We start from the raw sequence: 24,967 nt of genomic DNA on the forward strand, positions 1-24,967 counted from the left end.
TAATTTGGATTCTAACGAAAATAACAATTATAATATAATTACCCATATCGTTTGTGAAATAATTCTAAAAGTTGAACTAAATTTTGGGTTAAGATGAAACATTATTTCACTGGTCATTTAGCGGTGAAATTTGATAAAGTTGCCGGAAATAACATAACAATGGCTGTAAGGAAGCGGGAATGAGACAGATTATTTTGGATTGCGATCCGGGATTAGATGATGCTGTTGCAATTATGATGGCATTGGGGGCGTCTGAAAAAATCGAAATATTGGGTATTACGACGGTTGCGGGAAATGTCGGCTTGGATGCTGTGTACCAAAATGCCCGTAATTTGTGTTCTCTTGCAGGGCGTGAAGACATTCCTGTATTTCAGGGCTGCCCACATTCAATTATGGGCAAGCATGTCCGTGCGGCTGAAGTGCACGGATCTGATGGGGTGGGTGGTGTAATTTTGCCGTCCTCAACGCGTGAGCATGATGTGATGCATTCCGTTGATTTCATCGTAGATACTTGCATGAATGCCGAGGATAAAAGTATTACCATTTGCCCGACAGGACCTATGACCAATCTAGCTGTTGCCTTGATTAAGGCGCCTGAGATTGAAGAAAAGATTCGCGAGATCGTATTCATGGGCGGCGTGGCTTTTGGACCAGGCAATTGTACTCCTGCGGCTGAGTTTAATATCTTTGCGGACCCTCATGCAGCACAAATTGTCATACAAACAGATATTCCAAAGGTTATGATGGGGTTGGATGTAACGCATCAAACACCCTGCACGGATGATCGCCTGAATGAATTAAAGGCAATTGGAACGGAACCTGCTAACGCAATCGCCGCCATGATGGAAGCTTATCGTCGTTTGGTAATGAGCCGTGATCATGGGCAAAATGATTGTATGATGCATGACCCATGCGTCATTGCGTATTTGTTGGAGCCTGATCTATTTTCTGGCCGCCATTATTACGTTGAGGTGGATACGCATGATGGCGTGAGCCACGGGCGCACTTTGGCTGATGGTTTAAGTGTCAGCAAGAAAGCCCCCAATGTGAAGATCATGGAAAAGATCGACGATGAAGGCTTTTATCAATTGCTCTATAAAAGTTTACGTGACTTAGGCTAAATCAATTTCATAAACTACGGGAACTGAGGGGCCTGCCATTTTGTGGTATAGACCTCTTGCCCGGAAGTTGAAATGCTGTGTTTGCCAGTACACTTTGGCACGTCCGTCTGCTTTGGCTTGTTCTTTAACTGCATTGATGAGTTTTTCCCCAACACCACCACCACGTATAGATGGACTGACAAATAGGTCTTCCAAATAACAATAACCTTCTTTAAACCACGTGGTTTGATGATAGAGATAATGGGTAAATCCAATCATCTTTTCATTTTCATCAAATGCGCCAAAAGCCATTATTTCATTAGTCTGACCTGTGAGTATGGCCCAAAGATGATTGGTCTGTTCATCGCTAATAACATCAGCAGATTCATAGAATTCCAAATATCCCTGCCAAAGAGGATTCCATGCCTTTCGGTCATGAACTTCTAATGGTCGGATAGTAATAGGCATAGTAAAGGCCCCCTAGACTTTATACTTTCTTATTAAACATTTATTCAGCAGAAAAACATAGACTAGGGGGCGCCAACAAGTGACAATTACACAGAAATATTTTGGAAATTGGCCCTATTAAGTTACGGCTGCTTTCACACGATATTCAGGCTTATCATATTTCTTTTCCGCCATGATAATACGTAAGCGGTCAACTGCATCCCAAACATCTTGATAGCTTGTATAAAGTGGGGTGAAACCAAAGCGTAAAAGATTGGGCGCACGGAAATCACCAATAACTTTATCGGCGATTAAGGCTTGCATGATTGGATAACCATCTTCATGGGCAAAGGAAACCTGACTGCCACGCTGTGCTCGTTCACGCGGGGTTGCCAATGTGAAACCATATTCTGCACAACGTGTTTCAACCAATTCGATAAATGCATCGGTGAGGTTTAGGGATTTCTCACGCAATTGCTGCATATCTACGTCTTGCCAAATTTCCAAACCTGCTTCTAAAGCGAGTAAAGAAAGAACAGGCGGAGTTCCCACCACAAATCGTGTTTGAGTATCTGATGGTACATATTCTGTTGAGAATTCAAATGGAGATTTATGGCCATGCCATCCTGATAATGGTTGGATGACTACGTCTTTATGACGATCCGCAACATAGATAAAAGCCGGGGCGCCAGGACCACCGTTTAGATATTTATAACCACATCCAATTGCGAAATCTGTATTTGTGCCTTTTAGATCAACGGGGAAAGCCCCCGCGCTATGGCATAAGTCCCAGATTACAATGATACCTTTTGCCTGAGCTTGTTGTGTGATCGCATGCATGTCGTATTTACGGCCAGTTCGGAAATTAACTTCATTGAGAAGAAGAACGGCAATTTCTTCTGTTAAGCTTGCCTCAACTTCGGTTTCGTCAACCACCTTAAGCTCACAGTTTTCTTTACCGATCAATTCTTGTAAGCCTTGGATCATATAAAGATCAGTCGGGAAATTTGCTGTGTCAGATAGGACGACAGAACGGCCTGATTTCGCAATTTTTAAAGCCGCTGCAACAGATTTAAATACATTAACAGAAGTACTGTCGCCTACCTTGATTGTTCCTTTGTCAGCCCCCACGATTGGGGCAATCATATCGCCCAGATCGTGTGGTTTATTCATCCAACCATGCTTGTTCCAGCTGGTGATTAAGTCGGTGCCCCATTCGACGTCAATGCCCTTGATAACACGTTCTTTTGTGCGTTTAGGTAAAGGACCAAGAGAATTACCATCCAGATAAATTAAACCATCCGCCAGTTCAAATTCATCACGATATTTAGCCAATGGATCTTGCGCATCCAATTTTTGCAATTTTTCCAAAGTATACATGGTTATTCCTATCCCCTATTTCTATTTCTTCTTATTTGTTAATGCAGCCAAGATTTGTCCGATCTCTTGATCAAATTCACCGTCATGTTTGTTGGGACGAAAGCGAAGTTGAAACGCCGATATGGCCTGAGTGATATCCCTAACATCATAACCAAGTTTGGCAAGAGCCGCGGCTATTACTTTTTCATCATTTGCCATATGAAAAGTTGATAGATCATCGTTTGGCCAGATAGCTAGACCTTCCTTTGCAAGTTCTTTCCATGGAAAAAGAGGTCCGGGATCAACCTTACGCCCCGGTGCAATATCGGAATGTCCAATCACGCCTGCCGTCGGAATATCATGTCGTATACAAATATCCTTCGCGAGTTCAATTAAACTTTCGATTTGTTTTTCAGGGAAAGATTGTAATGGGCCGTTGCTATGTCCGGGATTTGCCAATTCGATACCAATAGAAATACTATTCACATCTGTTTCTTCATGCCAGCAACTGACACCTGCATGCCATGCCCGCTTATTTTCATCTACCATTTGGTAGATTTGACCATCTTCATTGATAAGATAGTGCGCACTGACTTCTGTTGCAGGATCACACATGCGATCTAATGCAGCTTTGGCTGAAAGCATATCGGTATAATGCAGGATCAGAAGGCTTACCTTCTTACCATCACGTCTATCTCCATAATTGGGAGAAGGATGTTGGATGATCTCTACCATTTACTATCCCTGTAATTCTTCCTGTAACATTTCTAGTTCCAGCCAACGATCTTCTGCCTCTTGAAGTTCAGCTTTTTTCTTATCCAAAGTATCTGCCGTTGTTTGAAACTTTAACGGGTCCTTGGAATAAAGATCCGGCGTTGCCAAGGTTGTTTCCAATATTGAAATTTCTGAGCTTAAGGCATCAACTTTTTCTGGGAGCATATCCAGATCACGTTGATCTTTATAGCTTAACTTACTTGCTTTTTTCTTTGGCTTTGGCGTTTCGACTTGTTCAGAAGTTTCTTTGTTTTTGGGAACCTTGTTAACGGATTTATCTGTATTGCCATATTCACGTAGATAGTCGCTGAAACCACCTGCAACTTCCCGGATAACACCATTGCCTTCAAGGGCAATGGTTTGAGTCACAACACGATCCAGGAATTCACGATCATGGCTTACCACTATGAGAGTGCCATCATAGTCGGCTAACATTTCTTCTAGCAAATCCAGAGTTTCCATATCCAGATCATTGGTAGGTTCGTCAAGTACTAAAAGATTTGCAGGCTTGGTTAGGATTTTAGCTAATAAAAGTCTGTTCTTCTCACCACCTGATAAGGTGCTGATCTTACCGCGAATTTGTTGTTCATTGAATAGGAAGTCTTTTAGATAACCGACCACATGACGTTGGTTCTCACCGAGTTGAATTTGATCAGAACCTTCCCCGATAACATCCCAAGGTGTGGAGTTTAATGGTAATTGCGCTCGCTGCTGGTCAAACCAAGCTGTTTGCAGGTTCATGCCAAGTTTGATCTCACCACCATCAGGTTGTTCTTCGCCAATAAGCATCTTCACCAATGTGGTTTTTCCCGCCCCATTAGGGCCTAGAATGCCAACACGATCACCTCGCATAATACGCGTTGAAAATGCTTTGGTGATAGATAAATCACCAAAGCATTTATCGACATTTTCTAACTCTGCAACACGCTTACCGCTCGTTGCAGCCGTTTGGGTTTTAATACTGCCTACCGTTTGGTTATTGCGCCATTCGCGTTTTTCTTTTCGTAGGCTATCTAATCTTTCAAGGCGGCGTACATTTCTTTTGCGACGTGCAGTTACACCGCGAAGTTTATATCTTTCTTCTTGTTTGATGTAGTTTTCAACACGATTGCGTTCAGCTTCTTCAGTGGCTTCGATTTCTTCGACCCATGCATCGAACTTCTCAAAGCCTGCATCAAGGCGACGTAGACTGCCACGATCCAACCATACAACCCCATTTGTGACGCGCTTCAAAAAAGCACGATCATGGCTGACAATTAGTAAGGAGCCACGGAATTGTGAGAGCTCTTCTTCAAGCCATTGAATAGCTGGTAGGTCTAAATGGTTAGTTGGTTCGTCTAGCAAAAGTAAGTCAGGGTCTTGGGCTAGCGCACGGGCTAAATCTGCCCGACGAATTTGGCCGCCAGATAATTTGCTGGCTTCCTGATCAGGCATAAGACCGACAGCATAAATCAAAGATTCTGCACGATATTCTTCTGCACCACCTGCTATGACATATTCTAAAACGGTACCGCTTTCAGGCGCAATGGGATCCTGTGGTAAAGTGGCAAGCTTTAACCCTGCCATAACATATCGTTCACCTTTGTCGAGCCCAAGTTTACCTTCTATCGCCGCTAATAATGTAGATTTACCACTACCGTTGCGTCCTATCAGGCAAAGACGATCTCCCTTAGCAATGCTGAGGTCAGCATCTTCGATAACTGGTGGTGTGCCATGACCTGCGCGTATGCTGCGCAAAGCCAGATATTCAGGACCTTTGGCCATGTTAAACCTGTATTCTTTTCTTGTTTATAGTTAAAGCAAGCCTTTTAAAGGCCGCGTTGTTTTTTTATCTCGTCATAAGCGGCATTTATCGTTGCAAGTTTCTCGTTTGCCATCTCAATAAACTCTTCTGGTAACCCTTGGGCTGTTAACTTATCAGGATGGTTTTCAATAACTAACTTACGATGGGCGGATTTAATGTCTTGATCGCTCGCAGATGAATTTAAACCAAGAATAGCATATGGATCCGCAGCTTGCCCGGATTGTTTGAGACCTGTAACGCGTTCGAAACATTGATCCGTGAAGCCAAAAATATGAGAAACCTTGTACAAGAACTCCAACTCACCCGGATGAATTTTGCCATCAGCTTTGGCAATATGAGTTAAGCACCAAAGAAGCTCTTCAAGAACGTTTGGGGTGTCTTTGAAAGTATCTGCCATTTGTTTGGCGTAAGGTTCAAATCCATGAGAGTCTTGACGGGCCTGATTAAAAATGCGGGCTACATTTTTGACTTCATGATCTGGCACATGGAAGACTTGCTTGAAAGCAATAACTTCATCATCGGTAACTTGCCCATCAGCCTTGGCCATCTTGGCCCCTAAGACAATGACACCAATCGTAAAAGTAATTGTCTTTGTTTGGTCTTTTTGACTGTCTGATTCCGGACCTTCGCGCATTTTATCAAGAACGTGACCGCCCAAGGCACCAACAAGTGCGCCAATCGGACCGCCGACAGCAAAACCGCCAACACCGCCGAGAATTTTACCCCAAATACTCATGCTATTTTTCTAAGCTTTCAATGATTTCAAAACTGTTGATCTATGTGGGTTATCTATACGTCATTGCAAGGGATGTGACTAGAATAAATCCACATCGTCATCATCCCCATCTGTATCATTTGCAGAGGCGTGATGAGCAGCCTCACTATCGGCTTCAGGGAATTGTTCTAAAAAGATTTGTAACGTATGCGTTTCACTTGCAGGTATATTAAATTCTAAATGTACACCTTTATTAGAAATGCGATATACCGTGCCTTCAATTACGTTTACCAGGCCGTCCAATTTAAGTGTGAAAGGCATCCCTTCGTTAAGCGGAATAGGTAAAGGTGGCATTAATGCGCCACCTACCGAGATATCGATGAAATTAGTTTTATAATCCATTCCATCTATCGCTAAGTCTACTTCGAAAGGGAGGGTATAACGAGTATGTTCTCTGCGATTGCCAATAGCTGATTGACGCAGGTTCCCCATCAATTCTGTTAGACGGGATGTCATATTATCCACATCTTTTGCAGATTGTTCGGCTGTATTTCGGACTTCTTGTGACATTTCATTGGTTGTGGTCACAGCTTCCAGAATTTCAGCAGATGATTGGGATACCCCTTGCGATCCTTTTGCTGCTTCCATAATACGATCTGTAATGTCATTTGTCGCGGCAATTTGAACGTCTACTGTTTCTTGGATAGATGTTGAGATGTTATCTATCTGACTAACAACTTCTGTAATTTCTTCAATCGCAACAACGGAATCTCCTGTTGCACTCTGAACGTTTGAAATTTGTGTTTGAATTTCATCAGTGGCTTTTGCCGTTTGATTGGCAAGATTTTTAACTTCTGAGGCGACCACAGCGAAGCCTTTTCCGGCTTCACCAGCACGGGCAGCTTCAATTGTTGCATTGAGGGCTAATAAGTTTGTCTGTTCAGCGATTTCAGTAATGATGGTTACGACATCCCCAATACGATTAGCCGCTTCAGATAAACTTTGAATGCTTTCTCTCGTAGAGTTTGATTTGAGAACCGCTTCGCGTGCGACAGAGGCCGCCTGAGATACTTTTTGACCAATATCATTAATATCAGTTTGCAACTGTTTGGTTTCGTCTGCGGCTATGTCAACTGAATTACCAACATTCTGAGAGATATCAGCTAATTCTTTCATGCGGGCAGAAGCTGTATCTGCTTTACTGGACATTTGTTCAGAAACAAATTTGAGTAAGGAAACATTTTGGGCAACGTTTACACCTGTTTCCTTGACTTGCTGATCTAGGCCTTCTGCGATGCCTACGAGTTCTTCGTTTAGTGATCTTTGTTCTTCGTCTTTGGCTTTGAATTCCTTTGCTAAGAACTGATCAATAGCAAAGAAGTTTTGTTGTATAAGTTCAACGGAACGCACGAAATCAGAATGTGGATCCCCGTATTTTTCAAAATTAATATCGCGCTTACCTGCGGATATTTCTTCCAAGTCTTTAATAAGACTGACTGTTCTTTGATACACACGAAAGAAGTAATAGCATATCGCGATGGTTGCGCATGCAGCTATAACTGCAAATCCAATACCTACAATCCAGTCGACTGCTAGAAAGCTATATATGGTTAGAACCCATCCTAACATGGATGCAATCAGTAGAGTTATTGTTATCGTTTTTGATGCAGAATTCATAACCGCCCCCAGCGAAATAATCCCTTGATGAATATAAGAAATTCATCTTCCTGAACATAATGTATTATTGATGAAACTAAATTTATTCGCAACAATAAGATGATTTCTTTTAAAAATGATTAATTTTTGTCGCATATGATAAAATAATTTTTGCTGACTTATTTAATTTGTCATACATAAATTTTACGGTGCCTATTTGATAGGAAAAGGGAATTTGGTGCTGCTATTATAGCAAATTCCAAAGCTGCCCCCGCAACTGTAGTTGATCGTTCCCATAATGGATAAGTATGGGGAATTTGATACAGGCCACTGAAATTTTCTTTAAGGGAATTTGGGAAGGCGTATCTATAGATCAAAAGCCAGGAAACCTGCCGTGATTTGTGTTAACTCTCATCGGGCGGGGTGCCCCGGAAGGAATATTATGTATCAGAATACATCTGGCTCTATGTCATCTAACGCATCTATGATAATGGCGCGTGAAGTTTTTATGCATTGGATTTTAACAATGCCTGTTAATGCGTCTCCTGCGGTGGAAGCGCAAAAAGTTCTTGAAAAACAAGATAGTCCGCTGGAAAATCTTCCCAAAGAAGTACAAAAAGATCTTCGTCATATGTTACGTCAGGTTGCAGAAAATATTGCAGCTATTCCTAAAAGGCGTCGACGTAATCGCCAGTTAGCGAACTGATTTCAGGGCTTCTAACTTAATAGCCTATCTATGATAGGTTATTAATCTGATTAATCTAATATTAATTGCTAGCCATCTTCGCAAAAATCTGTTCCAATCTTCGTAAATAATAAAAAAAGCCTAGCCAAAACCATTCAAGGGAAAGTTTGTTGGAGTGTGGTTTTGGTTCAATAGGGAGATGAAGAATTGACCGAAGCTAATCAGGTTGAAACTGTTGATAAAAGGCAACAGGCCGAAAGGGCTGCCTTTACGGCTCTTAGAGATTTAGGAACATTAAAAAATACCATTCGGGGTGAGTTTGAGGGCACCGTACACCATGTACAAGAAGCAAGTGCCGAAGCTGAAGCTTATTCTGTAGAAGTTTCCAAAGCAATTGATGCTGTTAGGGCGTTATCAGAAACGGCGCGTTCTGGCGCAGTGGAAGCGACGCAAAATGTAGAAGCTATGGCTGCGGCTACTGAAGAGATGAATGTCTCAATTGGTGTTGTTGGGGATCAAATTCAAAAAACTGCACAACGCGCACATGGGGCGGCAAATGATGCGCATGCAGCAGGTGATGTTATTGAGCGGCTCGTTTCGGCATCAGATAAAATTGGTGATGTGGTGAAGTTGATTGCAGGTATTGCCGGCCAAACGAATCTACTAGCTTTAAATGCAACCATTGAAGCGGCAAGGGCTGGTGATGCAGGTAAAGGGTTTGCAGTTGTAGCTGGTGAAGTGAAAAGTCTAGCGAGCCAAACCGCAGATGCGACAAAAGATATCACGGATCAGATTTCAGAGATTCAATCCGTCACCAAACAGGTTGTTGATGCAATTCAGAATATTTCATCTGCTATTCAGGAAGTGGAAGAATATACAAGTGAAGTCAATCATACAGTTGGTGAACAGGTAGAGGCCGTTCAGGAAATTGGCCAAAATGCTCAACGGGCGGCCTTGAGTACAAGTAATGTAACGGAAGCCATTGAAAATCTATCTGCAGAAATGGCGAATGTTGAGGCCACGTGCGATAACCAACATAGTAAGTCGAAAGAAGTGCACGATCAGGTTGTGCAAATGGAACTGCGTTTAGCTGTTGCTTTAGAAGAAGATGACACAACCGAAAATCATATGCTTAGTCATATTCCTTTTTCCATGCGAGGACGTGTTGAGGGTATAGGCGTATTTGATGTGCAGAATCTTGCAGATACAGGGGGATATGTATTTGAGCCTTTCGCAAGTATGTTAGCCCATAAATCTGTGACGGTAGAGTTAATGCCGGGCTTGCGTATAACAATGAGCTTTGGTGAGCTAAGAGACGAGAAAGTTTACGGTGAGATCGCGCCCGAAGATCAGTCAAAAGTGATACGGTTTATTCAATCTGAAAATGTTATGGATCAGCCTTATATAAGTTTAAATGCGGAAGCCGCAGGGCGAATTTCTAATGCATTTGAAGAGGGGATACGTCGGGGCGAAATCAGTGTCGAGGAATTGTTTGATACAAGCTACATCCCTGTAGAAGGCTCCGATCCTCAACAACATATGACCAAATATATTTCTTTTGTGGATAAGGTGTTGCCGACGATACAGGAGCCTGTCTTAGAGTTTGACGACAAGGTTGTCTTCTGTGCAGCTGTTGATATGAATGGGTATCTGCCAACTCATAATGTGATTTACAATAAGGCACAAAAACCAGATGATCCCGTGTGGAATGCAGGGAATTGTCGTAATCGTCGTATCTTTGCAGATCGTACTGGCGCCGCTGCTGGTGCCAATAAACAACCCTATCTAGTTCAAAGTTACCTGCGTGATATGGGCGGTGGTAGTTATGTCCTTATGAAAGATTTGGTAACCCCAATTATGGTGCAGGGGCGCCAATGGGGTAATCTACGTATTGGATACAAGCCTAGGTAAATACATTATAAGAGCAGCTTCCTATTTATCAAAATAGGAAGCGTTCTGACCACGCAGTTCTTTCATCACCCAAATAGACAGCGCGAATGTAATTGCTGCTCCTGCTTGATGGGTAACAGCTAAATGCATTGGTACAGCGAGTAGCAAGGTAGAGATACCAAGTGCGATTTGAAGGATAAGCATGCCAAGTAATGCGTTTATGGCAGTTTTTGCACGCTGGGCAAGGTCATGTTTTTTGGCTGCGATCCACAGCCAAACAATAACAATTGCAGTGAGATACGCCATGCTTCGATGGTTAAACTGTACAGATTGTACAGTTTCAAAGAAATTGATCCACCACGGGTCACGCCAGAAATACCCATTTGGGAAGAAATCACCATCCATAAATGGCCAATCGTTAAACACGCGACCTGCTCCTAAGCCCGCGACGAGCGCACCACTGATTGCGGTAAAGAAAATAACGGCATGGGCCATAGCACCTAGGCGGCGAAAACTTCGTTGTACCGCTTTACGGCCTTGTTCAATTGGGGCTAAAAAATCAAGCATCACCCAGATTAAGTAGCCTAGGATTAAGAATGCGACACCAAGATGAGTTGCTAATCGATATTGACTTACATCTGTACGATCAACAAATCCGCTTTTAACCATCCACCAGCCGATCACACCTTGAAAACCACCAAGGAAGAGTAAGGCGGTAAAATGACGTTTGTAACCTTTAGGGATTTGACCTCGTAACAAGAACCAGAAAAATGGGAGACTATATACAATACCAATCATACGGCCCCAAACGCGATGGATATATTCCCACCAGAAGATATTCTGGAATTCTTCAAGGCTCATTCCAAAATTTGCAAGTTGATATTCACTGGTTTGTTTATACAGCTCAAACACGCGTGTCCATTCTTCTACACCGATTGGTGGAATCCAGCCAATAAACGGACGCCATTCAACCATAGATAAACCAGATTCAGTAAGGCGTGTGATGGCACCAATGATCATCATCATGAAAACCATAAATGCTGAAAGAGCTAGCCATAAACCAATATGGCGTTCCGTTTTAGCTTGTTGGGTCATATCTTCGTATCCATGGAATGAAGGTTATGTTTATTTGATTGGCTGAGAGAATAGTCACCTTGCAGAATTTGCCAAGACCCCGCATACTTATTGCTAAAATAAATACGTATAAAAGGGGTAATTGGATGCGGTGGCCATTGGTAACAGGGGCAAATGATTTTGTTTTTCCTAATCTGCTGATCTTTTTAGAATCTATGCATGAATTTATGCCCGATGAAAAAATCTATGTTGCTGATTTCGGGTTAACAGATGCACAAATTCGTTATCTTGATGCGCAAGGGTATCTATTACCTTTACCTGAAAAACTCAGAGAATACGATCATGCTTGGTATCGTAAAGCCTCGTTATATGATTATTTAACGCCTCTTGGGGTCGACGGTTTTGTTTGGCTGGATTGTGATATGATTTTGGCTGAAGATTTCCGCCCAGCAATGTCTTCGATTATGGAAGAAATGGAAGCAACGGGCGCAGATATTTCTATTTGTCAGGATGCCGGGGGTATGACCTTCCAAAGTTTTTACGATTTTGGTAAATCCCATGATGCCGATATTGAGCCATTTAAGAATTTAGCCGCAGCGATGGGATGTCCAATGGAAAGTGCGTATCTGAATTCTGGTGTTATGATTCTGAATGGTATGGAATTGCCTATGTTATGGGGCGCCATGACACGTAAACAACATCAATGGTTATTATTTGAACAATGTAGTTTAAATTTACTTGTGCAAAATGGCAGTCGAAAAATGAAGATGCTGGATTGTCGTGAATGGAATGCGCATGGGCCATTCTTGGAAGATGTTATGACTGAAAAGGCACCATATACATCACGTATTGTCCATGTTACTTCTTCTGGAAAATTACATTTCAATCAGGAATTTAAATATGATCATCTTGGCAAAAGTATCTCCGGGAACCTGAAGCTATTTGTTCGAGAAGATTTGAGAAAAACCTTGCTTGATAATTTTGCAAGTAGTTTTGAACGTAACGGCGAGTTGATGGTCGAGACGGGTCTTTTAGTTTAGTTAAAAGTTAAATGTGTCTTTCACGTTATCTCTAAACAGAATCATATTTTGATACCATGGGGTATGACTGCCATCGAAGCCCCATCGCCATTCTGGCGCTTTTTGCAAAATCAGATGTGTACGAACACCCAAAGCACCAGCGAGATGAGCTGGGCCTGTATCTGTTGTAATTACTAGATCAAGTTGATCCATGACTGCAGCTGTATCAATAAAGGCATCATTTCCATGATCGAGCTTCATACCTAGATCCGTAACATTTTCTGGTAATTTTACTCTCTCTATTTCTTCTCTTCCATGAAGGCATTGTAATAGGAAGTAATGACTGTCAGGTCGAAGATGCGGTAAATAGTCAGCGAGCTTTTTGGAACGTCCGGTTTCTGCCTGTGAAGATGGATCCCCTTGCCAGATGAGACCTACTTTCTTTTTCTCGCCAGCATTTCTTAGTGTGTCTTGCCATTGTAGTCGAATATTTTCTTCTGCAGACAGATACGCTTGTGATCCAAGAAGTTCGGCTTCTGTATCGATCTTTAAGAAATGTGGTAAAGATAAAAGAGGGCAATGTATATCAGCTGTTTTGTTCACAGCATCTGTTATCTTGATTTGTTGGCAAGTGGCATCTGTAAGCAAGGACCTTATCAGACGGGCCAAGCGTGGACGTACCCAAAATGTTATCCTACATCCGAATTCAAGTATCTGAGGGATGAAACGAGAAAACATAATCGTATCTCCCATACCTTGTTCATCATGAATTAAAATATGTTTCCCTTGGATGTCTTCCCCTTGCCAAAGAGGCATGGGAAGGTTCGGCATATCCATGGTTTCACGTGCCCACCGACTTTCGTAATCGGCAAAGCCAGCCTTATAATTACCAAGAGCTAGATTCATACAACCATGTTCAAAACGAATCGCTGGGTCGTTTGGGGTTATTTCAAGTGCTTGCCCCAGAAGATCAACGGCAACTTCTGGTTTCGCCAAGTCACGGGCACACATCGCGGCTAGTTTTAAAATCTGTGGGTCACGTCCTGAAAGCAGTATTGCTTTTCGATAGGCATCTAACGCGTCATTTTTCTCGTTTAATCCTGATAAGACATGACCAAGCCAAGTTTGAACTTGTCCGTCTTGTGGTAACAGTTTTTTTGTTTCTAAAAGATGTTCTTTTGCTTTTTCTAGTTGTCCGGACTTCATCAAGGCGATAGTCAGATTGTGACTTGCACCTCTATGATCAGGCATAAGTTCGATGGATTTTTGCCATGATTTAATGGCTTCATCTTCTAATCTTCCTGCAGCTTGGACTGTGCCACGCCAAAACCAGGCCTCAGCATTATCACTTTCTTGAATGATCCACATTTCTGCGTGTTTCAAGGCTCCCATGATATTACCATTTTGCAAACAGGATTGAATGGAAACAGCTTGGCTCATATCTTTCACCCATCGAGTTGAAGGCTAAAGGTTAAAGTGATTTGGATAAAATCCCAATAAAAAACCCCGCACTAGTCATGCGGGGTTTTTAAAAAGGTCTAAGACTAGGATCTAGTCAAACACATTCAAAACTTGACCGATTGGGTGGGAGTAATGAAGTGTTACAACTTCTGTACCTGGGTTGCTGTCACCGATACCTGCATTTGATAAGTGGTATAGAGACGCCCCAATACGCGCGTTGTTGTCAAATTCATAAGCAACTTCGATCGCAGAACGGAATTCGATAGAATGACCTAAATCCTTACCATTGCCATCTGCATAAATGCCTGGTGCAAAAGAAGGAGCGATAATGATGTTGTCTGTCACATACCAGTCGTAACGAACGCCTGCATAAACATAACCAGCACCTTCACCAGTTCCCATAACACCTAAGAATGGGTTTAGGTGAAAAATTTCACTACCGGAAATTAATTCAGCATGGCCTGTTACTGTTTGATCTTCGTCGTCACCGTTTAAGGCATCATAGTAACCAACACCAACACGTAAATACGAAGAATCATGTTCCTGTGCAGATGCAACAGAACTCATTCCAAAAATTAATGCTGCCCCTGCAGCAATCTTCCCCAATAACCTCAGCACGGCTACCTCACTTGATCCACTGTCTTTTAAAATAAACAAACAAATGTGTGTACATATAAATTTGTTTGCAAAATTCTCATTAATCTAGGTTAGGTATACTCAAATATTGGGGGATGGCAAAGTATTTATTCATGTTAATTTCAAGAAAACTATATTTGACTAGATATCGTGACAAGAATGCAACGCTCTGAAATTGATAAGGAAAATTACTGAGAGGCGCATGTAACATAGGTTTAAGGATGCTTGTGGGGGCTTAGGGTATTGACCAATCTGTCTTTCAGGCGTAAAAGAGCGCGCCTTTTATATGATTTTATCTTATTGAGGTGCTTTGTTTATCCTATATTTATACGGACATTCCAAGCTTTCGTGCCATACTGATTCGTAGTTATACAAGTCTGTTTGGTTATCAAGTAAGAAAAGGCGTCAAAAGACGCTAATTGCTATGTAAAGGATTAATCCCATGGCTCGTCGTTGTATGATCACCGGCAAAACCGTGATGAGCGGTAACAACGTTTCTCACGCTATTAACAAGACTCGTCGTCGTTTTCTGCCAAACTTGCAGACAACACGTTTGATGAGCGAAGTTTTAGGCGAAGATGTTCGCTTGCGCTTGTCTACACGTGCATTACGCACAATCGAAGTTAAAGGTGGCTTGGATGCTTTCTTGTTAGGCACACCAAACCGCAAACTTCCAGCTGAAGCGCAAAAGATCAAACGTCGCATTCAGAAAAAAGCAGCTGCTGCATCTTAATTAGATAAAGCATATTTGCTGAAGCATTTCTTGGCCCGATCAATTTGATCGGGTCTTTTTTTTATCTTAATTTTGCTACGCCTTTAAATTTTGCAACATGTTTGCAGCTTCGATCATCTTATCGCGCGCTAAGAGTCGATCAGATGATTGAGGTAATATCGCATTTAATAGAAACTCAATTTCAGTGAGTGCTGTTTGTCGATCAATCCCACCCAGTTGCAGGCCACAGCGAAGCCATAACCCATCTATCGCAGTCGTTAAGGTCATTGTTATTTGTTTCGCATCTTCAACAGTCGTAATGTGTTCTAATGCAGAATATAAGTTTGAATGCATTCTGCGATAAATAACTGCTTGGATTCGTTGAAATTGCATGTTGAATGGAACTTCTGCGCAGAGGTTGATCCAACTATGTGCTACTTCGGGCCTGAAGGATGTATGGGAAAAGTTTGCTTGTACGACCGCGTATATTCTTTCCCATGGATTTTGGGCTACATTGAACAGGCAGACGACTTCTTTCCTGACGACTGAATTCGCCTCTCGCATAGCAGCCTCCAATAGTTCATCTTTATTTTTATAATAATGAAGAATCCCTGCTTTGGATATGCCAGCTTCCTCAGCGACCCTATGCAATGTAGTTCCCTGAATACCATATTTTGTGAGAGTTTGATATGCCGTAATCGCCAATTCCGAACGGCGAATTTTTGCAATATTTTTTCGACCCATCGATAAGCCCCTTTCTTATGGCAGAATAATTTTTGTTGACTCATTAAGCAATACTGAACAATAAATATATTTACTTACCAAATGGTAAGTTTATATTTTGATCGTTCAGGGAGGACGAAAATGAATCAGCAAAAATATATCAAGAAAATAATTGCGCCGTTACTTGCTGTCGCGTCAGTTTGGGCTGTGCCAAGTGTCGCTGCTGATAGCCAAAATTCATGTGACCTTGTACGCATGGCAGAACCAGGATGGACAGATTTGGCTCTGACTACTGGAACAGCTTCAGTCATATTAAAGGGGCTAGGATATGACACAGAAACCAAGGTACTTGGTATTCCAGTTATATATGAAGCGATGGTGAATCGGGATCTGGATGTATTCTTAGGTTACTGGGATCCAGCCATGGAAACATATTTTGCAACCTACAAAAATACCGGGAAAATCAAAACAATTCACAAAAATTTGGACGGTGCGAAATTTACTTTTGCCGTGCCGAAATTCGTTTATGAGGCAGGCGTCACAGACTTTAGTGATCTGAAAGCACATGCTGATAAATTCGATAGGAAGCTTTATGGTTTAGAGGCGGGTTCAAATGAACTAATGTTCGATGTTATTAATGACGCGCAGTTTGGAATTACGGATTGGGAAGTCATTGAAAGCTCAGAACAGGGCATGTTAGCACAAGTCGATCGATCTATCCGTCGAGATAAATGGATTGCGTTTGTCGGCTGGGCACCTCATCCCATGAATACACGATTTGAGATTGAATATCTAACGGGGGGTGATGACCATTATGGCCCAGATTTTGGTGGTGCTTCTGTTTATACGCAAGTGCGTGAAACTTATGCCGATGAATGCCCCAATGTATCAAAACTCCTGAGCCAATTGACCTTTAATGTTTCAATGGAAAGTAAAGGGATGGGATATATTCTGGACGAGGGTATGAGCCCGGAAGAAGCTGGTGTTTTGCTAATAAAAGAGAATGCCAATCTTTTGGATGGTTGGCTTAAGAATGTAAAAACAAAGGATGGTGCAGATGGATTAACCTCTGTGAAGAAATCATTAGGCTTATAGTCGGATGTTATTCACACCTTCAGAAGAAAAAAATGAAATCATAAACGGGAAGCAGATATGTTATGTGGAAATGGGACAATCTGCTTCTCCGGTTCTGATTTTAATCGTTGGCTTGGGTATGCAGCTTGTGGAATGGCCTGTTGGTTTCATTCAGGCCTTATCAAAACAATATAGATTAGTATTGCTAGATAATCGCGACGCAGGGAAATCAGCTAGATATGGTCCTGTTCATGAAGAGACTGCGAAAAATTTTGATTGGCAGTTAAGTGAAATGCGAGGGATGGAATATGATCTATTTGATATGGCTGATGATATCATAGATTTGGCTGATCAATTATCCATTCGCAAATTCGGCTGTATAGGCTTTTCTATGGGCGGCATGATTGCGCAAATTGTAGCAGCTCAACATAAAGAGAGAGTTGAAGCTTTGGCATCCCTATGTAGTAGTGGTGGGACATTGCCTTTAGGAGCGACTAAGGAAGCTGAAAGTGTGATGAATGAAACCATGCACAATGCTGGGCATGATATTGAAACGTATACCTATCGCTTATTTAAGAGTAGCCAATATTTTCTTGGGAATGCGTTCTTTGATACAAAGAAGCTTTTAAATGAAACTCAGAAACTTGTAAAACGCGGGTACAACCCGGGGGGAATATTTAGACAGGCTAAAGCTATCTATGGCACAACTGATCGGCAGAAACTACTAGAAGAGATATATGTTCCAACCTTGATATTACATGGAGTGGAAGATACTTGCATCCATCATTCACATGCAGTGAATACGAAGAGATTAATATCTCAGGCCCGATTAGAACTACTAACAATGCATGGGCATTACTTAAGCGAAGAACTAGGGGGGAAGGTGTTTAATTGGCTTGCAGAGGTTTATTCTAAATAGAAAAAGCCCGGATTTTCTATCCGGGCTAATATTTCGGGTTATTTAACTGCGCAGCTCTGACAAGAAGTTATCGACTTCACGCTTCATTTCGTTACTTTCATTTTCTAAGTCTTGAGCAACAGTGTGAAGTTCTTGAGACAGCGCGCTGGTTTGTTCTGCTGCATTTGCAACTAACTCAATACGCTCACTTACATTACGTGTTGCGGTGGCTGTATTTTCAACATTCATCGCAATTTCACCTGTTGCCGCATTTTGTTCTTCTACCGCGGAGGCAATGCCGCTTGCCATCTCATCAATTGTATTGATCATTTGAGTTACAGCATTGATGTTTTCGGCACTGGCCACAGTTTGACCTTGAATAGCTTTAACCTGATCTTCAATTTGACCTGTCGCGCTAGATGTTTGGCTGGCTAAGTTTTTCACTTCATTCGCTACGACCGCAAAACCTTTACCTGCTTCACCTGCACGCGCCGCTTCAATAGTAGCGTTGAGGGCCAGCAAGTTTGTTTGTTCTGCGATATCATGAATCAGGTTCACGACGTCCCCGATAGATTGTGCCGCTTCGGAAAGGCCAGATACTTCACGATTGGCTTCTTCAACCTGTTCTACGCCATCGCGTAAGGAAGCTGATACTTGTGCTACCTGACGGGAAATTTCCTGAATAGAAGAGGATAGCTCTGTACTTGCGGCAGAAACCGTCTCCACATTTGTACTTGCTTCTGCTGTGACGCGGGATACTTCTCCAGCTTCATCGGTGGTTTGAGTGGCGTTGGATGCCATACGTTCAGACGTGCCTTGAAGTTGGGAAACTGATTTATTGACACTCTCAACGACATTACGGATACGGTTTTCTAAGCTGTCAGCCATGGCTAAGGTGTCTTGGCGACGACGTTCTGTATTCTCTTTTTCTATTTGATCCTGTCGACTACGCAGTTCATCGTTATGCTTTGCCTGGTCACGGAAACCGACAACTGAATCTGCCATTTCTCCCAATTCGTCCCTGCGGCCAATTCCAGTGATTTCTTGGCTATAGTCTTTGTTGCCAATCGCCAACATGTTTTCACGTAAACCTAGCAAGGTGTTCGCGAAGTCACGGCTAATTAGATATCCGATAATTAAAACAACAATTAAGCTGATAACAGCTACGCCGACAAATTCAAACAGGATTGAAAGAGCAGCGGCCTCAAGATCATCAACATAAAGACCCGTGCCAATATGATGGCCCCATGGTAATGGCGCCGCATAGGAGACTTTTTCAAAGGCAGCGTCTTTATCTTCGCCTGGTTTTGCCCAGACATAGCTAAAGAAGCCGTTGTTTTTACCTTTTGATGCAGCCAGCAATTCCTGAATTACAAATAATCCGTTTTGATCCTTAACTTGTGACATATCTTTGCCTACAAGTTTTGGGGCTGCGCCGTGCATTTGTGCGATACCTTTTCCATCATAAGAAAATAGATAGCCTGCACCGTTATCAAATTTTATATCGGAGGCAACTTCATAGTATCGTTTAAGGGCCTCCTCTTTAGTAAGAATACCTTCATCAATTTTCTTTTGATAACCTTCAGCAACGTTGATTGCGGAATCAACAACAGATTTGATTTTATCTTTCCTGTCTTCCAGCATAACTGAAAAAATGGTTGAAGAGCCTAAGAGTGAAATAATGGTTAAGCTAAAGACCATCAGGACGAGAAGAATCCCGAATTTTGCACGCATTTTTAAGTTTTTTATCATTTTCCGGTTCCCCATAATCCTATGAAGTTTATGTTTTATATGATTGTTATTTGTTATTTAGCGACATTATAAAGCAAAAAAAGCCTTAAAAGTCCATGAAATTATTATGACTTATCGGCCTTGGGGAATTGAATAAAAGTTATTTTATACCGAGTTCTTTTAAAACAATCTCTTCATTTTCTTGATGAATATAAGATGCGCGAAACTCTGCGAATTCCGTTTGAGTATATAAGCATTTTAACGCCCAAACTGCAGAACCCCGTATCGTTGGAGATGGGTCTTCTAGCAATTTTTCAATTTTAGGTACGAAGGTTGGATTTCCGCTATTGCCTAGTGCTATTAAAACATTGCGAAGAAAGCGTTCACGACCAATGCGTTTTACAGGGCTTGCAGTAAAGAACTTTCTGAAAGATGCATCATCCATATCAAGGAAATCAATTAGACGCGGGCCTTTCAGTTCCGGGCGCGGCCAGAAATCTGTCTCTTTTGTACGTGTCGCAAATTTGTTCCAGGGGCAAGCAGCCAGACAATCATCGCATCCATAAATCCTATTGCCCATAGGTTTGCGAAACTCTTCATCGATCATGCCCTGATGTTCAATGGTGAGATAAGAAATACAACGTTTTGCGTCCAATTTATAAGGGGCAGGAAAAGCGTTGGTTGGGCAAGCAACCTGACAATCCATACAAGAGCCACAATGATCTTTTTCCGGTTCATCAGCTGGTAATTCTATTGTTGTGAATACTTCACCTAAAAAAAGCCAGCTACCATAATCACGGGACACAATATTGGTGTGTTTTCCTTGCCAACCCAATGTGGATTGAGCGGCGACAGCTTTTTCCAACACGGGTGCGGTATCAACAAACACTTTGACATCGGTATCAGATTGAGCTGTAAAGTTCTGTTCAACGATCCATCGGGCCAGCTGTTTTAAGCGTTTTTTTACCAGATCGTGATAGTCTTTATTTTGTGCATAAACGGAAATATTTGCACGTTCATGAAACAGGTTTTTGATCATGGGATCCAAAGATGGCCCATAGTTTAATCCCAGAACGATCACGGATTTTACCTCTGGCCAAAGACCTTCTGGGCTTTCACGATGTTCAACACGGCCTGCCATCCATTCCATCGTACCATAAGACTTTTCATCCAGAAATTCATGAAGACGTTTTTTATTTCGATCAGGTATAGATACAGGGGCAAATCCAATGGAATCAAAACCAATGGATTTCGCCTTCTCAATGATTTGTTTCTTAATTTCTGTTGTTTCAATCATCTGATCAAATAATTATGTCATTCTGATAATTTAATCAGATGCATAAGTTCTTCTTTGCTGTAACTTTCATTACGATAATCATCCCGGTTTCGATGTAACGTTTTATGTGCATGTTCCGCATCATAGCCATAAATGGTAAAACATAAAATAGCTTCTGGTTCTGTGAGTGGCAGGATGCATCGAAGAGAAGATTTTTCTTGTCCTGCTTGTTCTATTTCACGAAAGGTAATCAGGCATTTTTGGGTTGATCGAGCCTCATTCCATTTTTTAATGATGACGTCAGCGATATGAGGGGAATGGTGCTGATAACTATCGCGTAAAGTAATGCCCTTTTTATCTAACGCATCCAAACCACTAATATGGTCGCCAGCTAAATACATTTTGTAGTCGTCTAGATCTGGCACATAAATATGTATCGAAATATCAGGCAAAGCTGACCAGAATTCCAGCGGGTCCAGTTGTGATTTAGATGGTGGTTTATTAGTATCAGATTGTTTTAACCAATGACGTATCAATGGGCCACAAGCTTTATGAGATAGGATCGTCTCAATGGAAGCTGGAATATGTGATGCAGGCACCGTGAAAGTCGCTCCTTATTTCGGAACACGTATAGGATGACTATGTTTGAAGGCTTCGCAACTGAAACTTAGCTTCTTGAAACATGCGGTATATAATGGCAGTTTTGCAAGGAATTTCATGAGAGTTAATCGTAAAGATAACTTTGAAGCTTGATGTCGTTTAGCCCATTTCGCTGCACGCGAAGTACATCGATAAAGTGCATAGTTTTTGTAGTGTTTTCCAAGATTTGGGTGCTGATCCACAAAGTAAGCAATCGCCATATTCACGTCATGTAAAGTTTGTGCTTCATTACCTGACATACGTTCACCCAGCTCGCTTGGAGCATAAAAGACAGGTGTAGAAATTTTGGCAAATTTCCCAAGATAGGCGGCTGCCAATTCAAAGGAGTAATCTTGAATGAAAACATCGGGATTGGAACCGCCCGTTTTCTCAATTACCTCTTTCTTGGTTAGCAGTGCACTAGGAGTTGTTCTGGCTGAACGCAAAGAATCCATTAATGGATCATGGATAACTTCTACAGGTTCCATTTCAGATACATCTGCAGATATAGGTAAGTGTATATTGTCGTCAGCTGTAATCTCATAGGTATCCTGTTCTGTTGGTGCGCCAAATGACAATATGCAGTCAGGATGTTGTTCTAGAGCTGTAAAGAGGTGGGCTGTCGCATATGGTGCTAAAATGTCATCACCGTCTAGCAGTTTTACGTAAGGGGCCTCAGTCTCCTTTAAGCCACGATTTTGAGCACGCGCAGGTCCCGCATTTTCTTGTTCTATCAAGGTCATAGGAATTGGGCAGGTTTGTTGGAATTGTTTGATGATCTCGATACTGTTATCTGTCGATCCATCATCAACTATGATGATTCTTTTAACAAATTCACCTTGTTGATTAACGATACTTTCCAAGACATGTTTTATATAATTAGCCTTATTAAAACATGTAACCACATAGTCAATATGAGCTGCCACTGAATTTGGTCCCCTACCCACGCCATAGAATTCGGCAAATGATATACATGAACAGTAAAAGAATAAAAAGTTTCTTTTGTCAAAAGGAAAGCCCCGCAAGTTTTATTAGCAGGGCTTAGGAAATGTTAACTTTTGGTGTAAGGGGCGATATCTCCCCCATGGTATTCTTCGTTAAAGGCGGCTTGGAAATCTTCAAAAGTGCCAGCCTCAATGGCATCACGCATGCCTTGCATTAATGTTTGATAATATTGAATATTGTGCCAGCTTACTAACATAAGACCAAGAATTTCCCCGGCTTTGGTTAAGTGATGAAGATATGCGCGACTGTAATTTGTACATGCAGGGCATGGGCATTCTTCATCTAATGGACGTGGGTCATCAGCATGACGGGCATTACGCATATTTACCGTACCACGGCGTGTAAAAGCTTGTCCATTACGGCCGGAACGTGTTGGTAAAACGCAATCGAACATATCAATGCCACGTGCAACTGCACCTACTAGATCAGTTGGTTTGCCAACCCCCATTAAATAACGTGGTTTATCAGCACGCATGGCTGGTGTGGTGAAATCGAGGGTAGAGAACATTAATTCCTGACCTTCGCCAACGGCAAGACCGCCAACTGCATACCCCTCAAAATCCATATCGTTTAGAACTTCCACGGAACGCATACGCAAGTCTTCATGAACAGAACCTTGAACGATACCAAATTGACCGTAACCTTCACGTTGAACGAAAGCATTACGGCTGCGTTCTGCCCAACGCATGGAAAGCTCCATGGATTTACGGGCTTCTTCTTTTTCACATGGGAAAGGCGTACATTCATCAAAAGCCATTGTAATGGTCGCGCCCAACAGATGTTGAATTTCGATAGAACGTTCCGGTGTCAGCATATGGTAACTGCCATCAATATGGGAGCGGAAACGAACCCCTTCTTCGGTCAGTTTACGAAGCTGAGTGAGGGACATCACTTGATACCCTCCTGAATCTGTCAGGATAGGTTTGTCCCAATTCATGAATTTATGCAAACCGCCAAGCTCTGCGATACGTTCAGCTGTTGGACGAAGCATAAGGTGGTATGTATTGCCAAGGCAGATTTCTGCACCAGTTGCGGCCACAGATTCAGGGAACATTGCTTTTACGGTTGCTGCAGTACCAACTGGCATAAACGCGGGGGTTTGAATATTACCATGGGCAGTTTTAACTTCGCCGCGACGGGCTTGGCCGTCTGTGGTTTTTAATTCAAAAGAAAATTCGGTCATCTTGGGATTACTCTTCTATTGCTTCTACGGTATCGTCACGTTCTAATAGGCAACAATCTCCGTATGAATAAAAACGATAGCCATCATCAATGGCATGTTTATAGGCCGTTTGCATGAAATCCAGTCCGGCAAATGCGCTGATCAGCATAAACAAGGTGGATTTCGGTAAATGGAAATTAGTCATCAGGACATCAACAGCTTTGAAGCGATATCCCGGCGTAATGAAGATATCTGTTTCAGCGGCGAAAGGTTGTACCACACCATTTTCGTCCACAGCGGATTCCAAAAGGCGTAGGCTGGTTGTGCCAATGGCGATGATACGGCCACCATTTTTCTTAACGTCGTTAATGCGGGTTGCTTCTTCTTCGGTGATGACACCGTATTCGGCATGCATTTTGTGATCTTTGGTATCATCCACTTTGATTGGCAGGAAGGTACCTGCGCCAACATGCAAGGTAATGGCTTGGAAGCCAACACCTTTCGCTTCAAGTTTTGTTTTTAACTCATCAGTGAAATGCAGGCCGGCTGTCGGGGCTGCAACCGCCCCTTCTTCTTTGGCGAACATGGTTTGATAGTTTTCACGATCCTGGGCTTCTTCACCTTCATCGCCACCTTTTGTGCGTTTGATATAGGGTGGCAATGGCATGATGCCATGATCCCAAAGCGCAAGCACCAAATCGCCGTCAGCTTTGTTGAACTGTAGTAAAACTTCGCCTGCGTCACGCTTTTCAATGACTTGGGCTTGAAAGTCGTCCGCAACAACAAAGAGATCATCTACACGTAACTTCTTGGCAGGACGGGCAAAGGCCGACCAAGTGTCAGAAGCTTCTTGCTTATGTAAAGTAACCTCAACGCCTGCTTCGCCGCGTTTCCCGAACAGGCGTGTTGGAATAACCTTTGTGTCATTGCAAACAATCAAATCGCCCGGTTGTAGGAAGTCAGGCAAGTTAAAGACTTGTTGATCATTTAGCTCCTTGTTCAGGCAAAGTAACATGCGCGAATGATCCCGTGGGAAGACGGGTTGTTGCGCGATGTTTTCCTGAGGCAGGTCAAAATCAAACAGTTCCACTTTCATGGCTGATTTCCTAACAACTAGATAAGGGTGA

The 24,967-nt window shown here is 42.3% G+C and carries 23 protein-coding genes and 1 riboswitch; of the genes, 7 read left to right on the forward strand and 16 right to left on the reverse strand.

The window, feature by feature from the left end:
• The first annotated feature begins 179 nt into the window (after positions 1–179).
• Positions 180–1,121 (forward strand): nucleoside hydrolase, encoded by a 942-nt coding sequence (locus tag ACOQOA_RS13645; protein WP_420549169.1) that lies wholly within the window; start codon positions 180–182, stop codon positions 1,119–1,121.
• Here the strand turns inward: ACOQOA_RS13645 and ACOQOA_RS13650 are convergent.
• The 6 genes from ACOQOA_RS13650 to ACOQOA_RS13675 all read right to left on the reverse strand — a co-directional run bounded on the left by ACOQOA_RS13650 (position 1,113) and on the right by ACOQOA_RS13675 (position 7,876).
• Positions 1,113–1,568, reverse strand: a complete 456-nt coding sequence (locus ACOQOA_RS13650) for a GNAT family N-acetyltransferase (protein WP_420549170.1) — start codon at positions 1,566–1,568, stop codon at positions 1,113–1,115. The genes ACOQOA_RS13645 and ACOQOA_RS13650 overlap by 9 nt on opposite strands.
• A gap of 117 nt (positions 1,569–1,685) precedes the next feature.
• Entirely contained in the window at positions 1,686–2,927 is a 1,242-nt protein-coding gene (gene kynU, locus ACOQOA_RS13655; protein ID WP_420549171.1) for a kynureninase, read from the reverse strand.
• Positions 2,928–2,948: 21 nt separating this feature from the next.
• The gene (locus ACOQOA_RS13660; protein WP_420549172.1) at positions 2,949–3,641 is read right to left on the reverse strand and encodes an N-acetylmuramoyl-L-alanine amidase; all 693 of its coding nucleotides are present in this window, start codon (positions 3,639–3,641) and stop codon (positions 2,949–2,951) included.
• Between the two features lie 3 nt (positions 3,642–3,644).
• On the reverse strand, positions 3,645–5,444 hold the full coding sequence (locus ACOQOA_RS13665) for an ABC-F family ATP-binding cassette domain-containing protein (RefSeq protein WP_420549173.1): 1,800 nt from the start codon (positions 5,442–5,444) through the stop codon (positions 3,645–3,647).
• A 44-nt stretch (positions 5,445–5,488) separates the two neighbouring features.
• Complete coding sequence (locus ACOQOA_RS13670; RefSeq protein ID WP_420549174.1) at positions 5,489–6,220, reverse strand: TerB family tellurite resistance protein; 732 nt, start codon at positions 6,218–6,220, stop codon at positions 5,489–5,491.
• Positions 6,221–6,298: 78 nt separating this feature from the next.
• On the reverse strand, positions 6,299–7,876 hold the full coding sequence (locus ACOQOA_RS13675; RefSeq protein WP_420549175.1) for a methyl-accepting chemotaxis protein: 1,578 nt from the start codon (positions 7,874–7,876) through the stop codon (positions 6,299–6,301).
• 169 nt (positions 7,877–8,045) lie between these two features.
• Positions 8,046–8,267, forward strand: a riboswitch (cobalamin riboswitch).
• 30 nt (positions 8,268–8,297) lie between these two features.
• On the opposite strand from ACOQOA_RS13675, the gene ACOQOA_RS13680 reads away from it, so the two are divergent.
• The gene (locus tag ACOQOA_RS13680) at positions 8,298–8,561 is read left to right on the forward strand and encodes a hypothetical protein (protein WP_420549176.1); all 264 of its coding nucleotides are present in this window, start codon (positions 8,298–8,300) and stop codon (positions 8,559–8,561) included.
• A gap of 186 nt (positions 8,562–8,747) precedes the next feature.
• Complete coding sequence (locus ACOQOA_RS13685) at positions 8,748–10,451, forward strand: methyl-accepting chemotaxis protein (RefSeq protein WP_420549177.1); 1,704 nt, start codon at positions 8,748–8,750, stop codon at positions 10,449–10,451.
• Positions 10,452–10,472: 21 nt separating this feature from the next.
• Here the strand turns inward: ACOQOA_RS13685 and ACOQOA_RS13690 are convergent, their stop codons facing one another.
• Positions 10,473–11,525 carry a COX15/CtaA family protein gene (locus ACOQOA_RS13690; protein ID WP_420549178.1) on the reverse strand — a complete coding sequence of 351 codons (1,053 nt, stop codon included), beginning with the start codon at positions 11,523–11,525 and terminating at the stop codon, positions 10,473–10,475.
• Between the two features lie 125 nt (positions 11,526–11,650).
• On the opposite strand from ACOQOA_RS13690, the gene ACOQOA_RS13695 reads away from it, so the two are divergent.
• Positions 11,651–12,544 (forward strand): hypothetical protein, encoded by an 894-nt coding sequence (locus ACOQOA_RS13695; protein WP_420549179.1) that lies wholly within the window; start codon positions 11,651–11,653, stop codon positions 12,542–12,544.
• Here the strand turns inward: ACOQOA_RS13695 and ACOQOA_RS13700 are convergent, their stop codons facing one another.
• On the reverse strand, positions 12,545–13,963 hold the full coding sequence (locus tag ACOQOA_RS13700) for a hypothetical protein (RefSeq protein ID WP_420549180.1): 1,419 nt from the start codon (positions 13,961–13,963) through the stop codon (positions 12,545–12,547). It abuts the gene before it with no gap.
• A gap of 111 nt (positions 13,964–14,074) precedes the next feature.
• A complete protein-coding gene (locus ACOQOA_RS13705; RefSeq protein WP_420549181.1) occupies positions 14,075–14,602 on the reverse strand; it encodes an acyloxyacyl hydrolase in 528 nt (175 codons plus the stop codon).
• A gap of 460 nt (positions 14,603–15,062) precedes the next feature.
• Between ACOQOA_RS13705 and rpmB the strand changes: the two genes are divergently transcribed.
• Positions 15,063–15,353 (forward strand): 50S ribosomal protein L28, encoded by a 291-nt coding sequence (gene rpmB / locus ACOQOA_RS13710; protein WP_155153511.1) that lies wholly within the window; start codon positions 15,063–15,065, stop codon positions 15,351–15,353.
• Between the two features lie 75 nt (positions 15,354–15,428).
• Here the strand turns inward: rpmB and betI are convergent, their stop codons facing one another.
• The gene (gene betI, locus ACOQOA_RS13715; RefSeq protein ID WP_420549182.1) at positions 15,429–16,076 is read right to left on the reverse strand and encodes a transcriptional regulator BetI; all 648 of its coding nucleotides are present in this window, start codon (positions 16,074–16,076) and stop codon (positions 15,429–15,431) included.
• Positions 16,077–16,196: 120 nt separating this feature from the next.
• On the opposite strand from betI, the gene choX reads away from it, so the two are divergent.
• Together choX and ACOQOA_RS13725 are read left to right on the forward strand one after the other, a co-directional pair.
• Positions 16,197–17,150 carry a choline ABC transporter substrate-binding protein gene (gene choX / locus ACOQOA_RS13720; protein WP_420549183.1) on the forward strand — a complete coding sequence of 318 codons (954 nt, stop codon included), beginning with the start codon at positions 16,197–16,199 and terminating at the stop codon, positions 17,148–17,150.
• A gap of 4 nt (positions 17,151–17,154) precedes the next feature.
• Positions 17,155–18,048, forward strand: a complete 894-nt coding sequence (locus ACOQOA_RS13725) for an alpha/beta fold hydrolase (RefSeq protein ID WP_420549184.1) — start codon at positions 17,155–17,157, stop codon at positions 18,046–18,048.
• Positions 18,049–18,090: 42 nt separating this feature from the next.
• On the opposite strand, the gene ACOQOA_RS13730 is transcribed toward ACOQOA_RS13725, so the two are convergent.
• From ACOQOA_RS13730 to queA, 6 genes are all read right to left on the reverse strand, one after another.
• On the reverse strand, positions 18,091–19,779 hold the full coding sequence (locus tag ACOQOA_RS13730) for a methyl-accepting chemotaxis protein (protein ID WP_420549185.1): 1,689 nt from the start codon (positions 19,777–19,779) through the stop codon (positions 18,091–18,093).
• A 139-nt stretch (positions 19,780–19,918) separates the two neighbouring features.
• The gene (gene queG / locus ACOQOA_RS13735; protein ID WP_420549186.1) at positions 19,919–21,055 is read right to left on the reverse strand and encodes a tRNA epoxyqueuosine(34) reductase QueG; all 1,137 of its coding nucleotides are present in this window, start codon (positions 21,053–21,055) and stop codon (positions 19,919–19,921) included.
• Positions 21,056–21,072: 17 nt separating this feature from the next.
• On the reverse strand, positions 21,073–21,633 hold the full coding sequence (locus tag ACOQOA_RS13740) for a PAS domain-containing protein (RefSeq protein WP_420549187.1): 561 nt from the start codon (positions 21,631–21,633) through the stop codon (positions 21,073–21,075).
• A gap of 15 nt (positions 21,634–21,648) precedes the next feature.
• Positions 21,649–22,599, reverse strand: a complete 951-nt coding sequence (locus tag ACOQOA_RS13745; RefSeq protein WP_420549188.1) for a glycosyltransferase family A protein — start codon at positions 22,597–22,599, stop codon at positions 21,649–21,651.
• A gap of 125 nt (positions 22,600–22,724) precedes the next feature.
• Complete coding sequence (tgt, locus tag ACOQOA_RS13750) at positions 22,725–23,861, reverse strand: tRNA guanosine(34) transglycosylase Tgt (protein ID WP_420549189.1); 1,137 nt, start codon at positions 23,859–23,861, stop codon at positions 22,725–22,727.
• Positions 23,862–23,868: 7 nt separating this feature from the next.
• Positions 23,869–24,936 carry a tRNA preQ1(34) S-adenosylmethionine ribosyltransferase-isomerase QueA gene (gene queA / locus ACOQOA_RS13755; protein WP_420549190.1) on the reverse strand — a complete coding sequence of 356 codons (1,068 nt, stop codon included), beginning with the start codon at positions 24,934–24,936 and terminating at the stop codon, positions 23,869–23,871.
• Between the last annotated feature and the right edge of the window lie 31 nt (positions 24,937–24,967).

Source organism: Curvivirga sp. (assembly GCF_965219885.1).
In the GTDB taxonomy this organism is placed as follows: domain Bacteria; phylum Pseudomonadota; class Alphaproteobacteria; order UBA8366; family Aestuariispiraceae; genus Curvivirga.